The sequence below is a fragment of the Nostoc sp. genome, assembly GCF_036917355.1.
Lineage (GTDB): Bacteria > Cyanobacteriota > Cyanobacteriia > Cyanobacteriales > Nostocaceae > Nostoc.
Genome location: NZ_JBALDP010000039.1, coordinates 57,230 through 73,726, shown reverse-complemented (window position 1 = coordinate 73,726; position 16,497 = coordinate 57,230). Strand labels below are relative to the sequence as shown.

9 protein-coding genes are annotated in these 16,497 nt (G+C 45.3%); 3 read left to right on the top strand and 6 right to left on the bottom strand.

Annotated features, from left to right (window positions below):
• Positions 1 to 111 precede the first annotated feature (111 nt).
• The 5 genes from V7K53_RS11660 to rpsT all read right to left on the bottom strand — a co-directional run bounded on the left by V7K53_RS11660 (position 112) and on the right by rpsT (position 11,688).
• Positions 112 to 4,158, bottom strand: a complete 4,047-nt coding sequence (locus V7K53_RS11660) for a DNA-directed RNA polymerase subunit beta'' (RefSeq protein WP_335197665.1) — start codon at positions 4,156 to 4,158, stop codon at positions 112 to 114.
• A 157-nt stretch (positions 4,159 to 4,315) separates the two neighbouring features.
• Positions 4,316 to 6,193 (bottom strand): DNA-directed RNA polymerase subunit gamma, encoded by a 1,878-nt coding sequence (locus V7K53_RS11655; RefSeq protein ID WP_335197664.1) that lies wholly within the window; start codon positions 6,191 to 6,193, stop codon positions 4,316 to 4,318.
• 131 nt (positions 6,194 to 6,324) lie between these two features.
• Positions 6,325 to 9,624 (bottom strand): DNA-directed RNA polymerase subunit beta, encoded by a 3,300-nt coding sequence (gene rpoB / locus V7K53_RS11650; protein WP_334769387.1) that lies wholly within the window; start codon positions 9,622 to 9,624, stop codon positions 6,325 to 6,327.
• An 892-nt stretch (positions 9,625 to 10,516) separates the two neighbouring features.
• Positions 10,517 to 11,314 (bottom strand): TatD family hydrolase, encoded by a 798-nt coding sequence (locus tag V7K53_RS11645; protein ID WP_335197663.1) that lies wholly within the window; start codon positions 11,312 to 11,314, stop codon positions 10,517 to 10,519.
• A 77-nt stretch (positions 11,315 to 11,391) separates the two neighbouring features.
• Positions 11,392 to 11,688 carry a 30S ribosomal protein S20 gene (gene rpsT, locus V7K53_RS11640; RefSeq protein ID WP_335054742.1) on the bottom strand — a complete coding sequence of 99 codons (297 nt, stop codon included), beginning with the start codon at positions 11,686 to 11,688 and terminating at the stop codon, positions 11,392 to 11,394.
• Positions 11,689 to 12,433: 745 nt separating this feature from the next.
• Here rpsT and hisD point away from each other — a divergent pair.
• Positions 12,434 to 13,732 carry a histidinol dehydrogenase gene (gene hisD / locus V7K53_RS11635; protein ID WP_335197662.1) on the top strand — a complete coding sequence of 433 codons (1,299 nt, stop codon included), beginning with the start codon at positions 12,434 to 12,436 and terminating at the stop codon, positions 13,730 to 13,732.
• A 360-nt stretch (positions 13,733 to 14,092) separates the two neighbouring features.
• On the top strand, positions 14,093 to 14,518 hold the full coding sequence (locus V7K53_RS11630) for a universal stress protein (RefSeq protein WP_335197661.1): 426 nt from the start codon (positions 14,093 to 14,095) through the stop codon (positions 14,516 to 14,518).
• Between the two features lie 367 nt (positions 14,519 to 14,885).
• On the opposite strand, the gene V7K53_RS11625 is transcribed toward V7K53_RS11630, so the two are convergent.
• Positions 14,886 to 15,281 (bottom strand): hypothetical protein, encoded by a 396-nt coding sequence (locus V7K53_RS11625; RefSeq protein WP_335197679.1) that lies wholly within the window; start codon positions 15,279 to 15,281, stop codon positions 14,886 to 14,888.
• A 213-nt stretch (positions 15,282 to 15,494) separates the two neighbouring features.
• Between V7K53_RS11625 and hslO the strand changes: the two genes are divergently transcribed.
• Positions 15,495 to 16,394: an Hsp33 family molecular chaperone HslO gene (gene hslO, locus V7K53_RS11620; protein ID WP_335197660.1), complete on the top strand. Its 900-nt coding sequence runs from the start codon at positions 15,495 to 15,497 to the stop codon at positions 16,392 to 16,394.
• The last annotated feature ends 103 nt before the right edge of the window (positions 16,395 to 16,497 follow it).

Here is a 16,497-nt window from a genome sequence, read left to right as displayed (position 1 = left end):
AGCGTACCCCTTGCCAAGGGGGCACGCTAGCACGGGTGAGGTACTTTGGTTATTGGTAATTGAGCAGACTCGGTATTACCTTTTACTTTTTAGACGCGAAATTTCAAGTCTCTATTCGTCGTCGAAATCATCTTCGTCGTCTTCCTCTTCTTCCTCGTAATCATCATCATCTGCTACTTCATCAGCAATTAATTCATCTTCTTCATCTAGAATTGACCTTTCTGCACGTCTGCTGCCAAAGCCAGATTCCCCAAGAGTAGGAGAATCTAAATTATAGGTGCGAGCTGTGCGATCGTCTAATACCATATCTAGGGGATCGTCAACTTCATCTAATACACTACTGGTAATTTCAGCAGCATAGTCATCGATCGCTCCTGGTTCTTCATAGGTATTGTACCCAGTACCAGCCGGAATCAATCGCCCGATAATCACGTTTTCCTTTAATCCGCGCAGCCAGTCAGATTTACCTTCGATAGCTGCTTCGGTGAGTACCCGTGTTGTTTCTTGGAAGGACGCGGCGGAAATAAAGCTGTCGGTATTCAACGATGCTTTAGTGATCCCCAACAATACTGGCGTATACTGTGCTCTAGCACCGCCTGTAATTGCCATAGCTTCGTTCACCTGCTCAACTTGGCGCAGTTCCACCAATTCACCAGGAAGCATTGTGGTGTCACCACCATCATCAATCCTGACTTTGTTGGTCATCTGGCGAACAATCACTTCAATGTGCTTATCGGAAATATCAATCCCTTGAGACTGGTACACCATTTGCACTTCATTCACCAAGAAAGTCTGTACCTTCTGTAAAGCAAGGCTAGCACAAGCATAAATTCCATCTTCGGAACCCAAGCTAAAGAAGATTTCCAAAATTTCGTGGGGATTAGATGGGCCATCAGTTAACGGTTGTCCCGCTAATACCATTGAGCCATCTGGCACAATCAAGTTTTGTCCTGGTCCCAGAGGATAATCTGTCACCACACCATTTGATTCTACGACCTTGATAGCGATCGCTTCATCACCATCACCGTAAACTACCTTAACTTCTCCGCCCCGCCGACATAAGATGCACGCTTCTTTCGGTTTACGAGCTTCAAGTAGTTCCTCAATCCGGGGCAAACCTTGAATAATATCTCCGGTTTTGGCGCGTTCAAACACCAGCAACACCAAGTTATCACCCCGTTGTACCAAATCGCCGTCTTCTATCTGTAACACAGCACCAGGGCTGACTCGATAAGGGCGACCAATACGGGTAGTAATAACGTAGTTTTTAGTACTTAAAGCTGATTCCCCACCAGATGCAGCAGCGACATTTTTAACATCCACTACTTGCCCTGATTCTGGGGCAAAAACTCCAGGAGCAACTTCTGTACCTTCTACTAGCAAGTCACCCACTTTTACTTTGGGTTGGGTACTAGTATTGATGGTGAGCCTGTCAACGTCACGCAACACCAAACAGCGACGCACGTTTTCGGTTCCTTTTTGAACACCTCGTACTTCCCCGCCTTCTTTACACAAGATTTGGGTACGTGCGACTACAGACCCTGGGGCGATGGTTAGCCCATCGTGTACCTCAAGTGTAGTCTGGGTACTACCTTGTGTGGCATCGGCGGTAATGTCTCGACGAATTACCAAAGATTCCAAAATCACCAGTTGTAAACGTTGAACTTCTGGGTCTTCGGTATCCTCTACTAATTCAATATCTGCTGCCAGGGGTGAAGCATTATGGTCTTGTTCCCCTTCTTGCTCAATTTCCAGCACTAACTGGGTTCGCAGCAGTTCCACACCTTCAACAGATTTGACGCGTTCTGAATCTTTGTAAGGTAGTCGCTGCACAGCCCGCAACTGAATCGATCGCCCGGTTTGTTGACTTACCGATGTCGTTGATGGCACATCTGGATTATCAGGGACGGCAAACTCAACTACTGGACGGCTCAACAGGGCGGGTCCTTCTGGCGTCTCTACATACTGGATATAACGCAATTCCGTGGCGACATTGCCTTGGAATTCCTCACCTGGTTGGATAAAGGTGTTATCTCGCCCGATAACTGATTCGGGATCGTCCACCATCAGCAGTTCCCCTGGCTTCACCACTACTTCCCGTAGGATGTCGTTTTTCTGGGTCACTTCTACCACACCGCTGTTTTGGCAGAATATATCCTTGACCACTTCAGTGCCAGCTTCGACAAACTGACCGTCTTCCACCAACAGCAAGGAGATATCTTTATTAACTTCGTGGCTTTCTTCAGGAATCCACAACAGGGTACCGCCCTGCACGACCTCATAACCCAGCTTGGCTTTGCCTTTTTTCTGGACTTCAACACCTGCAAATTTCAGGAATCCACCAGTGGTTGTGCGATAGCGGTCATCAATTAACTCAGCTACCACTTGACCATTTTGCACTTTTGTGCCCGGTGTAGCTCGGAGGTTAAATACTTGGTTGTTGCCAGTAGAAACTAAGTAGTTATTGCGACCTTGGGAACTTTGGACTGTCACCGTTGCTTGATCTAAGACCACAGAAGCGGTGATAATCTCAATTTCCCTGGTACTCTTACCTGGGGTAGCTTCTGGCAAGCGCACTACACCACCGTGCAAACTAGTTAACTTGGTTTCTGCTAAAACTCCATTAGAAGCGATCGCATCACCATTTTTCACCACCAATTCTGCACCAGGCGGCAAGTTGTAAACTTCCCCAGACAAAATCCAAATCAAGCCACCGCGTGCGGCTGTGGTTGTGGTATTGCCTTGACGGTCAGTTTTTTGTTCTGGAACAACTTCGGCAAATTGCACTTCCCCTGCTAAGTCAGAGGCAACATCTTTAACTGCTTTTTCTGTATTAGTCCGAGTTGTCCGTCCACCGAGGGCAACCTCTGCCAACAACTGACCTTGTTTTACCTTATTTCCATCAAATACATATAGTGTTGAACCTTGGGTAAGATGAACCTCTTGGTTTTCTGGGGTAACATCACCTACTTTTGTTGGCTCCAAAAGCATGATGCCATTAGCCTCAACATAGAGGGCATCTTCCCCGTGGCGGGTACGATATGTTCTAGTTTTCAGTTTGCGGGGAAGCTTAACAGTTCCATCAATTTTAGAACGAACTTGTTGTGCCACTTCTCCAGTAAACACCCCACCTGTGTGGAATGTCCGCATGGTTAGTTGGGTACCAGGTTCGCCGATACTTTGGGCGGCAATAATTCCCACAGCTTCACCCAAATCTACCATCTTGGCGTGTGCCAAACTCCAGCCATAGCAGTGCTGACAGACAGAACGTGCGGCTTCACAAGTTAGTGGCGATCGCACCACAACTTCTCCCACCCCAGATTTTTCAATTTTCTTCGCCAAATCCTCAGAAATTGGGGAATTGCGTGCTGCAATGACTTCTTTTGTTACCGGATGCAGCACATCTTCGCCAATTACCCGTCCCATCAAGCGAGTTGCTAGAGGAATCAAGGTTTTGGCCCCTTCTGTCATTGGTCGAATGCTAAGACCTCTGGTCGTGCCGCAGTCAAATTCCCGAATAATTACATCCTGGGATACATCCACCAATCGGCGGGTGAGATAACCAGAGTCAGCCGTCCGTAAGGCTGTATCTACCAATCCTTTTCTGGCACCGTAAGACGAAATAATGTATTCCGTTACAGTTAATCCTTCACGGAAATTGGTTTTGATGGGCAAATCAATAATTTCCCCTTGAGGATCGGCCATCAGTCCCCGCATCCCCACCAATTGCCGCACTTGAGAGATGTTACCCCGTGCACCGGAGAATGCCATCATATATACGGAGTTTAGGGGATTAGTCTTTTTGAAGTGAACGACTACTTCATCTTTCAAAGCTTCACTAGTACCGTTCCAGGTATCTATTACCTTTTGGAAGCGTTCTACTTCCGTGATTTCTCCTCGTTGGTAACGGGTTTCAGTAGCCCGAATTTCTTCTTCGGCTGCTTCTAAGAGCAATCGCTTAGTTGGTGGCACCATCAAGTCATCTACACTGATGGAAACCCCTGCTTTGGTAGCGTAGCGAAATCCCAAATCTTTCAGTTTGTCCGCCATTACTGCGGTTCGCGCCGTACCATAATAGGTAAAGGCCCAAGAAATTAAATTTCTCAGTTGACCTTTATCAACCACCCGATTGCGAAAAATCATTTTTTCGTTAGTCATTAGTCATTAGTCCTGAGTCATCAATAATTAATAAGTCGTAATTCGTAGTTTGTAATTCGTAATTAATTCTTCAATTACGAATTACGTTAGCGCAGCGTAAAGCCTTCGGCATGGCTTCGCTTAGAGCGAGTCCGCAAGCGTCATTAGAAATTACGAATTAACTTGCTAGTGCTTCCTGAATAGCATTATTGTAAATAACGCGACCGGGAGTTGTGTATATATACTGGGAAAGTACATTACCTTTAGCGTCTTGTCTGACTCGACGGAACTTATAGAGTAATGTCCGGGTACCATCCTCGTTTTCCGTGACTTTCACGGGTTCCGTATCCGGTTGGTCTGATTCTATTTCACCGTCAAACCGCACGTAAATATAGGCGTGCAAGTCAATTTGCTCTTGCTGGAAAGCCATAATTACATCCTCTAGCGAAGAAAAGTACTTTCCTGCGCCTTTTGTCGCACCGGGATTTTCTGCTGTTAAGTAATAGGCTCCCAACACCATATCTTGGCTAGGCGTGATGATCGGTTTACCGGTGGCTGGTGACAAAATATTGTTAGAAGCCAACATCAACAACCGCGCTTCAGCCTGACTTTCTAATGACAGAGGGACGTGTACCGCCATTTGGTCGCCGTCAAAATCGGCGTTAAATGCTGGACACACGAGAGGATGAAGTTGAATCGCTCTACCTTCCACTAAAATTGGTTCAAAAGACTGAATCCCTAAGCGGTGTAATGTTGGCGCCCTGTTTAGCATCACTGGGTGTCCTTCAATCACCTCTTCCAGCACATCCCAAACACTGGGATCATTGCGGGATATCAGCTTTTTCGCAGCTTTGATGTTATTTACCATACCGCTACGAATCAGGCGGTTAATCACAAATGGTTGAAATAGCTCAATTGCCATTTCTCTAGGCAAACCACACTGGTGAATTTTCAGCTTTGGCCCGACTACAATAACCGAACGTCCAGAGTAGTCAACCCGTTTGCCTAACAAGTTTTGTCGGAAACGTCCTTGCTTACCCTCAATAATGTCGGACAAAGATTTCAGTGGTCGGTTATTTGCCCCTACCACAGTGCGTCCCCGACGACCATTGTCAATCAAAGCATCCACTGCTTCTTGCAGCATCCGCTTTTCGTTCCGCACAATAATTTCTGGTGCTAAAATTTCTTGCAAGCGTGCCAAACGATTGTTGCGGTTAATTACCCGTCGATACAAATCATTCAAATCGCTGGTGGCAAAACGTCCACCATCTAGCTGCACCATTGGGCGCAAGTCGGGGGGAATCACCGGAATAACTGCCATTACCATCCACTCTGGTTTGGAACCAGTAGCAATGAAGTTGTCAATTACCCGCAGTCGCTTAATTAGCTTGGCTCGCTTTTGTCCCTTGGCGTTGCCAATTTCTTCCCGTAGGCTTTCCGCTTCTTGTTCCAAATTGATATCGGCAAGCAAACGCAATAGCGCTTCAGCGCCAATACCTACCTCTACGCCTTGCAGCAGAGAATCTTCGCTATAAATTTGGTCTTCTATTTCCAACCACTGATCTTCACTGAGTAGTTGTTTGTAAGTTAAAGTTTCAGCATTACCAGGACTCAGGACAACATAAGAGTTGAAATAGACAATCTGCTCGACATCCCGCAAGGGCATATCCAACAGAATGGAAATATAGCTAGGAATGCCTTTGAGATACCAGACGTGAGCTACTGGTGCGGCGAGTTTAATATAGCCCATACGGTGGCGACGCACCCGTGACTCGGTGACTTCTACACCACAGCGCTCACAGACAATACCTCTATGACGGACTCTTTTATACTTGCCACAATGGCATTCCCAATCTTTTGCGGGGCCAAAGATGCGTTCACAAAATAAGCCATCCATCTCTGGCTTGAGAGTTCGGTAGTTAATTGTCTCTGGCTTGGTAACTTCACCGACTACTTGACCGTTGGGCAATGTTCTCTCGCCCCACTGCCGAATGCGTTCGGGGGAAGCCAAGCCGATTTTTACGTAGTCAAACTGATTAGTTTGGGCAGGTCTCATACTTAAGTGCTGAGTTCCGAGTTTTGAGTATATTTTAGTTTTAAGGTTTGAATTAAGAGATTTCTAAGTGCTAAATGCAAATTACTGAGTTTTTTTAGACTCAGCATTTAGCATTCAGCACTCAGCACTCCTTATTCGTCATCTTCCAGCGATTCGCGGGAAAGAGATTCATAAGTTGGTCGAGGAGGTGTGCGACGGGCTGATTGGTCTGCCATCAAATCGACTTCAACATCTAGGGAACTGCCGTCTGCTTGGGTTTCTACCTTGTGTACAGCAATATCTAACCCCAATGATTGCAACTCGCGCATTAGCACCTTAAAGGATTCTGGAGTTCCAGGTCTAGGAATTGCCTTACCTTTAACGATCGCATTTAACGCTTCATTCCGTCCTTGCATATCGTCAGATTTAACTGTGAGCAATTCCTGTAAGGTGTAAGCTGCACCAAAGGCTTCCAATGCCCACACTTCCATTTCCCCAAACCGCTGACCACCTTGTTGTGCTTTACCACCCAAGGGTTGCTGAGTCACCAGTGAGTATGGCCCTGTAGAACGGGCGTGGATCTTATCATCCACCAAATGCACCAGCTTCAGCATGTAAGCCACACCGATGGTAATTGCTCGGTCAAAAGGTTCACCTGTACGACCGTCATATACCATGATTTTGCCTGGGTTATCTGGGTTATATACCCAGTCTTTCCCTGTTTCGTCTCGTGCTTCTTGCAATTTGCCATGCACAATTCGGCGAGATGACTCTTCCCCGTACATTTCGTCAAAGGGAGTAATCTTAAATCGCACTCCCAAAGTTTGACCAGCCCAACCCAAGAGGCACTCAAATACTTGTCCGACGTTCATCCGGCTGGGTACGCCCAAGGGGTTGAGTACAATGTCCACTGGTGAACCATCGGGCAAATAAGGCATATCTTCCGCTGGTAATATCCGAGAAATAATCCCTTTGTTACCGTGGCGTCCTGCCATTTTGTCGCCAACTTGGATTTTGCGTTTTTGGGCAACATACACCCGAACTACCATGTTGGCTCCTGGTGGTAGTTCATCGCCTTGTTCGCGAGTAAACAAGCGCACATCAACTACGCGACCTTTTTCACCGTTTGGCACTCGCAAGGAATTGTCCCGTACATCTCGCGCTTTTTCCCCGAATATGGCACGCAATAGTTTTTCTTCTGGTGGTTGGTCAGATTCACCTTTTGGTGTGACTTTTCCTACCAAGATATCACCAGCTTCTACCCATGCCCCAATGCGAATGATTCCCTGTTCATCCAACTGACGCAAGGCATCTTCCCCGACGTTAGGAATTTCTCTGGTGATTTCTTCTGGTCCCAGTTTCGTCTGTCTAGCTTCAATTTCATATTTTTCAATGTGAATTGAGGTGTAGACATCATCCTGCACCAGTCTTTCAGAGATTAAAATTGCGTCTTCGTAGTTGTAGCCTTCCCAAGGCATATAGGCAACGACGATATTTTGTCCTAGCGCTAATTCACCGCCTTCGGTGGAGGAGCCATCAGCCAATACCTGACCAGCAACAACCCGCTCACCAATACGGACGAGAGGTTTCTGATTTAAACAAGTGTCTTGGTTTGAGCGTTGGTACTTGGAAAGGGTGTACTTAATTTCTGGGGTATTAGGTTTCGGACGGACGCGAATTTCTGTAGCGTCCACATAAGTGACATCACCATCGGTACGCGATACAATCACCATCCCGGAGTCTCTTGCTCCTTGCGCTTCCAAACCAGTACCCACCAAAGGACGCTCTGGCTTGAGCAGGGGTACAGCTTGCCGTTGCATGTTCGATCCCATCAATGCTCGGTTAGCGTCATCATGCTCCAAAAAGGGAATCATGCTGGTTGCTACCGACACAATCTGTACAGGAGATACTGCTACGTAGTCAACCTGTTCTGGTGTTGTGGTGGAAAATTCTTGGCGATACCGGACTGGCACTTGTGGCCCAATAATGTGCCCAGTTTCATCTACAGGAATGTCTCCAGGAGCAACCCGTAGGTCGTCTTCTTCATCGGCTGTCATGTAGGCTGGAGGTAGGTCAAATCTGACCCGACCATTTTCTACAGGTCTAAATGGTGTTTCTAGGAAGCCGTAAAGGTTTACCCGCGCATGGGTTGCCAAGGAGCCAATCAATCCGGCGTTAGGGCCTTCTGGTGTCTCAATGGGGCAAATGCGTCCATAGTGACTAGGATGAATATCTCGCACAGCAAACCCAGCGCGTTCGCGGGTTAAACCACCAGGGCCAAGGGCACTCAGTCGGCGTTTGTGGGTCAGTTCTGCCAGAGGATTGGTTTGATCCATAAACTGACTTAACTGGCTGGAACCAAAGAATTCTTTAATTGCTGCTACTAATGGTTTGGGGTTTACCAAGGAAGCGGGAGTTAGCACTTCGGCATCAGATACGGTCATCCGTTCCCGAATAATTCTCTCTAGGCGATTTAAGCCTACCCGCACTTGGTTTTGCAACAATTCACCAACGCTTCTCACCCGACGGTTGCCTAAGTGGTCAATGTCATCGATGTTACCGATGTCATATTCTAGGTTAATTAAGTAATCTACCGCTGCTAAAATATCGCCAGCAGTCAACACGCGCATTGTGTCTGGGACAGAAAGACGCAATTTTTTGTTGAGCTTATAGCGTCCGACGCGACCAAGGTCATAACGTTTCGGATCAAAGAAACGAGAGTCTAGGAGTTGTTGTCCACCTAACACTGTGGGTGGTTCACCAGGGCGCAGTTTGCGATATAACTCCATCAGGGCTTCTTCTTCTGAGAATTGCCCTTCTTTTTCGATAGTTTTTTGGAAATATTCGGGGTGGCGTAAGGCGTCAAAGATTTCGTTGTCCGACAAACCTAAAGCTTTTAGGAGTACCTGCGCTGAGAGTTTGCGGGTTTTGTCGATGCGTACCCACACCAAATCGTTACGGTCTGTTTCAAATTTCAGCCATGCTCCCCGGTTGGGAATTAAGCTAGCTGAATAAGTACGTCGCCCATTTTTGTCGATTTCTGATTTGTAATAGACACCTGGCGATCGCACTATTTGGTTGACAATTACCCGTTCGGCTCCGTTAATAATAAACGTGCCGCGATCGGTCATCAAAGGCAAGTCGCCAATAAATACCTCTTGTTCTTTGATTTCCCCGGTTTCTTTGTTAATCAGGCGTGTGGGGACATACATTTGGACGGCATAAGTACTATCCCGACGTTTGGCTTCTTCGACGCTGTACTTTGGCTCCTTGAGTTTGTAGTTATGACCCAAAAAGTGCAATTCTAATTTGCCCGTATAATCTGTAATAGGACTAAAGGAGTTAAGTTCTTCTATCAGCCCTTCTTCCAAAAACCAGCGAAAGCTCGATCGCTGGATTTCAATCAAGTCGGGTAACAGAAAGGCGGGTTCCATATATGTTTCTTTAGTCATGCCTCTACCTTTGTCAACCTGGTTAAATTTTCCCTTGGACACTGCTATTTGACGCTTCCCACTGCTAGCCAGTGCCCTTAGCTGTTTGGGAACTTTTTCTTACACACTTGTGATTTACATCTGTGGGCAAAAGTAGCCATTAAATTTGGCTGGAACAAACAATTTTCACAAGGAAGAAATTGCCCTTAATAAGGGACTAAGTAATGGGTAATGGGTACTATGAAAGTATAGGAAAAGTTACTGAAAGTCTTTTCCCTTTGCATCTCATGCCCAATGGAGCCATTAACTTCTCCGACAGCAGATGCTGCGCGTAGCTTGCTTAAGAGCAGCGAGAAAAGTCGGCAGAGCCGCCCAACACCCTGGCTCCCCAATGCCCATTTCAAATAGAATATCCAGTTAAAATATTCCTGAATTTGATTTACTTTCTTCACTTCCCCTCCAAAAAGCGCGTTAATTTGCTGACGCAGCTCCACACAGTGTGTTTTAAATCCACCCCGCTGGTTTATACTCTCAGTGATATTTGAGATATCCTAAGACTGAGGGAATGATCCGCACCTTGTCCGTTTTGAATCAGAATCACTTCATTTTGCTGGATTGTACTCACAAGGCAATTTTTGTTTAACGATTTTGAATAGGTTCAATACAAAGTAAACTGATGTTGTGTAAAAGTCTAGCTCAATTCAGGTTGGCACAGTTAGTCATGTGTGGAGAGCATCCGCTTGTAGAGATTTTGAGGATGGCCAAGCCATAACAGCATGGAAGATTCAGATGAGAAGTTTTATGCTCCTTCTTTTATCATTATGGCGCAAGCAAAATGTTTTTGAGGGGATAATATTAGCATATTTTTGTCCCTCTATAGGTTTATTTTTTTTACACAACTTAACAAAAGATACTAGAACACATTTGATATTGACAACCCGAATAATTCACAGGCGTTTTGGGTGGTTTGATGGGCGATCGCCTCTACCGTTTCCTGACGCAGTTTAGCTACTTGCTCGGCTACATAAAGTACGTAGGCAGGCTCGTTGCGCCTCTCGCCCCGTTTTGGAACTGGAGCGAGAAATGGACAGTCTGTTTCAATCAGGAGGCGATCGCTACTTACCATTGCAGCGGAGGATTGGATTGCTTTGGAATTTTTAAACGTTACCGTACCGCTAAAGCTGATATAGAAGCCTAAATCGAGAAACCATTGAGTTTCTTCAGGTGTTCCTCCCCAGCAATGCATCACACCCCGCACTCTTTCTCCTTTGAGTTGCCGCCATTTTTGCAACACTTCTTTGGTTGCCACGGCAGCATCACGGCAGTGGATAATCACCGGTAAGTTTAGTTCAGATGCGATCGCCAACTGGGATTCAAACACCAGATACTGTTGATCATAGTTATCAGCTTTGTAAAAATCCAGCCCCATTTCCCCAATTGCTACCACATTCGAGTCAGAACTCGCTAAAGTTTTGATTTTCTCGGCTGTCTCGCTATTCCATTTATCAGCATCTAAAGGATGTAATCCTACAGCAAAACTAATTTCGGGAAAATCTTGGGCTATGGATTGAATACTAGAAAACTCCTCCGGGTGAACACAGGAATGCACTAAACGCACTACACCTGCTTTTTGCCACCGCGATCGCACTGTTGCTAAATCCGGCTGAAAACTATCAAAGTTGAGATGTACGTGCGTGTCTATCAGTTGCATCTTTTGTCCTTTGCTGTTTGTCCTTCGTCATTTGTCGTTTGTTTTGTTACCAATGACTAAGGACAAATTACCAATGACTACTCAGCTGTTTGTGTGAGGGGTTTTAATCTGTGAGCCAATCTTGATTTTTTCCTTGCCCCATTATTTGGGTGAAGAACACCTCGTTTGATCGCCTTATCAATTTTGCCGTAAGCCTCGGATAACCGAGCCTGTGCTTCTTGTTTTAATTCTGGGCTAGGATTAGCTGTATAAGCAGCTACAGCATTGAGGTATTTCTTCATCAGCGTCTTGACTGCTGATTTGTAAGATTTATTACGCAGTCGGTTACGTTCTGCGATTTGGGCACGCTTAAGAGCAGACTTTGTATTCGCCACAGTCAATTCCAAAAATACGATTATTAATTATGTACACACACTACTAGACTTACTAATATAGCATCCAAATTGCCAATGTTATAATTTCCTAAAAAAATTATGGTATTAGGTCTTGGGCATGAATGAAGATTAATATTTCAATATTGGTATTAGTTCCATAGTCTCTACTCGCCAATCCAGTATTTCGTCAATTGAGGAAATGCGTTAAAATAAAATACATCTAATAAATAACTGTCACCCTAACTCATCACAACCTGATTAAGCAATGTGATTGCCAATAAATATAATTTGTCCGTAAACCAGATGTATTATTTAGAGGCAGAAACTGTAAAGAGCTAAATTTCAGGAATTCTCAAGTATAGAACCGATATATCGTGCCTGTACAGACATTAACTACTAAAAGTTAGGGAAATAAGTAAAAATTATACTCAGACCCTAGCCCCTGTAAATTCAGGGAATTGGATGTGTAAACACACCATCTGCACCCCATAAAAATTGAGGTAAAGGGTGTAAGGGTAGCGGGAAATGGCACACCTGCTTCCTATCGGTAGCCAGTCAAGGCTTGTCGGATTGAGCAATTAAGTCGTGTTCTCAAGCAAACTATGCGCTGGTGGCCTTGAGAGTATCAAAAAAATCCAGGTTAAGCTAGAGAAGAGAATTAGAGTCAGCTTGCACACCCCAGTGGGTCAAGAGCAATACTAAATCTCAGGTGGGAATATTATAATTTTGGCATTGTCCTTACTCCATGCTGCGAATTATTACTCAGCAGGCAGACGTTAGAGCAGAACTACAACGGATCTGCGATCGCACCCATGACGAACAGGTACTTCACAAAGAAGCAACGGTGCGGGAAATTTTGCAAGCAGTGAAGCGCCAAGGCGACAAAGCTGTATTGCATTACACGGACGAATTTGACAAACAAACCCTGAAAGCAGAAGAACTCCGAGTTACAGGATCGGAACTTGATGCAGCCTATCAACAGGTATCAAAAGAGTTGTTGAGTGCAGTTCGGCTAGCTTGCCGCCAAATTGAAGCGTTTCATCGTCAGCGAGTACCAAAAAGCTGGGTACACTTTGGTGATGATGAAGTAGTACTGGGCAAACGCTACACACCTGTAGACCGAGCCGGGTTGTATGTGCCTGGTGGTCGTGCCGCCTATCCCAGTACAGTGCTAATGAATGCAATTCCGGCTCATGTTGCTGCTGTACCGCACGTGGTGATGGTAACACCACCAGGCCCAGGGGGTGCTATTAACCCAGCAGTCTTGGTAGCTGCCCAAGAAGCAGGGGTGCAAGAAATTTATCGTATTGGGGGCGCACAAGCGATCGCTGCTTTAGCCTATGGCACAGAAACAATTCCGAAAGTGGATGTGATTACTGGCCCTGGTAATATTTATGTCACCCTAGCGAAAAAACTTGTATATGGCACCGTTGGCATTGATTCTTTGGCAGGCCCCAGCGAAGTGCTGGTGATTGCCGATGAAAGCGCAAATCCGGTGCATGTAGCTGCTGACTTGCTAGCCCAAGCCGAACACGATCCAATGGCGGCAGCGATTTTGCTGACGACAGATGCTGCTTTGGCGAAAAACGTACAATTAGCCTTGGAAAGACAGCTAGTCGATCATCCACGGCGAATAGACACAGAAAAAGCGATCGCTCACTATGGCTTGATTATCGTTGTGGAATCGCTCCAGGCCGCAGCAGAACTCTCGAATGAATTTGCTCCCGAACACCTGGAATTAGAAGTCAAAGACCCTTGGGCACTCCTATCACAGATTCGCCACGCTGGGGCAATCTTTTTGGGTTACTCAACACCAGAAGCTGTAGGAGACTATTTGGCAGGTCCTAATCATACCTTGCCAACTTCTGGTGCTGCCCGCTATGCTTCGGCATTGGGTGTTGAAACTTTCCTTAAACACTCCAGTATTATTCAATACTCTCAAATTGCACTGCAAAATGTGGCTGGTGCCATAGATGTGCTAGCAACAGCAGAAGGTTTACCTTCTCATGCTGATTCAGTCCGACGCCGAATTCAGCAAGAATAGTGATTTGGAATGCTTAATTTTTTCTGATAACTCAAAGTTTGGATTGCGATACCTACGGTAAGCTATGCTAATGTACGCCATTTGCTATGCTGCCTTCAGTTAGCCTTTAAGCACGAGTTGGGCATTGCCAACAGTAGTTTCTGAGACAGGGTTTTCCTTTCTTAGAAATTCGTGAAAAGCTTCTCCAGAAAAGTTGCTACAACCCGTTCGCATGAAAGTGGTATGAAACTAGCTGACTTATGGCGTAGCCTTAAATATATAAACTAAGCGTCACATAAAAAATTAGTTTAGTGTCACTGCCGACTAATTTTGCTAGATACTTATTTATGTAAGGGGTCTACTCTTTAGGAGACGAGAGCAGTGCTAAATAGTGTTTTGGTAGCTCTGGACGGTTCGGATATTTCAGAACGAGTAATTCAAGCTTTAGATAGTTTGGTGTTTTCAAAAGACGCCAAGGTTATTCTCTGTCATGTGTTTCTCACACCAGAGTCAGAAATGGAACTACCTGCCGATCGCCCTCAGCCAGAGTCCCCAACTTTTTCTTATTTTCATATTGAAAAGCAACTGCAATTATATCAGGAAAAGTTATCAGCCGGAAGTGAGTTAGAGTTAGTAACTGGCGATCCCGCTGAAGAGATTATTCGTCTTGCCAATATTTATAAAACTGACTTGATCGTAATTGGCAGTCGGGGCTTGATGGGGATGAAACGAATTGTTCAGGGTTCAGTTAGCAGTCAAGTTGTAGAAGAGGCTAATTGTTCAGTGTTAGTTGTAAAACCAAGGTAAAAATTTAAAAAGGGAAGCAATGGCTATAACCAGCCCAAAACTAGCCTTTGAAGAATACCTGAAATATGATAATGGCACTGATAGCCGCTAGAAATTGGTCAAGGCAAAACTAATTACCACAAGTTTAAAAAGTGGACAATATGGTGCATAAAGAGTTTAAAAATTTTAATCTATGCAATTTTATGTTCTCTACGTCTAGAGTCCTTAGATAAATTACTTTTAAACCGCACAGCCACATAGGAGGACACTTGCATAAGCGGGTTTCCCTACTTGAGCAAAGTGTCCGTGGCAAAGAGAGAAAAAAGAGATTTTTCGAGTCGCTTTGAAAAGGCTAGCCATAGAGACAAGGAAAATCCCTTTTCTACGTTCAGTCAATTAAACGTTCTTGAGTTGTTAAAAACTGACGCAAGCTCAACAAGCTGAGTGTTTGACCCAAATTCAAGGGCAAAATTGAAACTCCTTCCAAGCGTGACTGTACCCAACCTTCTCCCCAGTACCATTCGTGGAACCCGTCAATGCCTCCGCTGAGTACTAAGCGAAGGCAGTTGGATTTGACAACATTTACTTGATGATGAATCGCGACTGGCCCAGTCCAGGTTGTAAACTGGAGTCCGGGAAGCAATTCTTCTGGCATTCCTGACGCAAAACGTTGCCCTAAAAGCCATTTTTTTAGTTGCACGGGATGCAGCAGACTGTCACGAATTGCATCTGTTGATGCTTCGATTTCAATCCGTAGTTGGCTTTGTTGAAAATTACCCAGCATTTTTCTCGGATTACCTAAAGATAAGACATCGCTATTTCTAATATTGCAAATAGTGTTTGTCATTAGTCATCAGTTCTTTGTCCTTTGCAAATAACTAATGACTAATGACCAATGACAGCCGTTTATTTGCGTAACACCTGACTACGTTACTTTTCTTGCAGCAGAGAACTTAGAATAGAAAAAGTGAACTTGTTAAGAAATGTAAGGTTATTCATGGCGGATCAGTTAATTCGTGCAACAGCAGCCGAAGGTGGAATTCGTGCCGTAGGTGCGATCGCCACACGTTTAACAGAAGAAGCACGGCAGCGCCACAAGCTTTCTTATGTGGCAACGGCAGCACTGGGTCGGACTATGACGGCAGGCTTGTTAATGGCTTCTAGTATGAAGCGGACTGGATCGAGGGTGAATGTTCGAGTGAAGGGCGATGGCCCTTTGGGTGGCATATTAGTAGACGCAGGCTTAGATGGTACAGTACGCGGATATGTCGGGAATCCATCTGTAGAATTGCCTCCTAATGCCAAAGGTAAATTAGATGTTGGTGGTGCTGTGGGTGGCGGCTACCTCTACGTTGTGCGAGATATTGGTCGCGGTTATCCTTACTCTAGTACGGTAGAACTAGTTTCTGGCGAAATTGGTGATGATGTCGCTCATTATCTGGTGAATTCCGAACAAACACCTTCGGCTTTAGTTTTAGGTGTGTTCGTGGGAGCAGGCGGAGTAACTGCTGCTGGAGGATTACTGATACAAGTATTGCCCAAAGCCGCCAGAGACGAAGCCTTAGTAGAAACGTTGGAATCACGGGTTGCTAGTCTAGCAGGATTTACGCCATTGTTGCAAGCTGGCAAGACGTTACCTGAAATCTTTGGTGACTTATTGGGAGATATGGGGTTGGAAATTTTTTCCGAACGCCAAATGTTGCGCTTCCACTGTGGTTGCTCTTTCGATCGCGTTTTGGGGGCACTGAAGATTTTGGGAGAAGCTGAACTGCAAGATATGATTCTTAAAGATGATGGTGCTGAAGCAACTTGCGACTTTTGCGGCAATGTCTACCAGGCAAGTAGCGATCAGTTAGCTCAACTAATTTCCGATTTGCAAGCCGAATCTGCTGTTTGAGGATAAAGTATAAAATAGCACTGATTTTTGAGATTGATAATGGTACTCTGTGGAGAGAGATAATCAAAAAAGTAGCTTTTTAATGATGAGAAAGTTACTATGT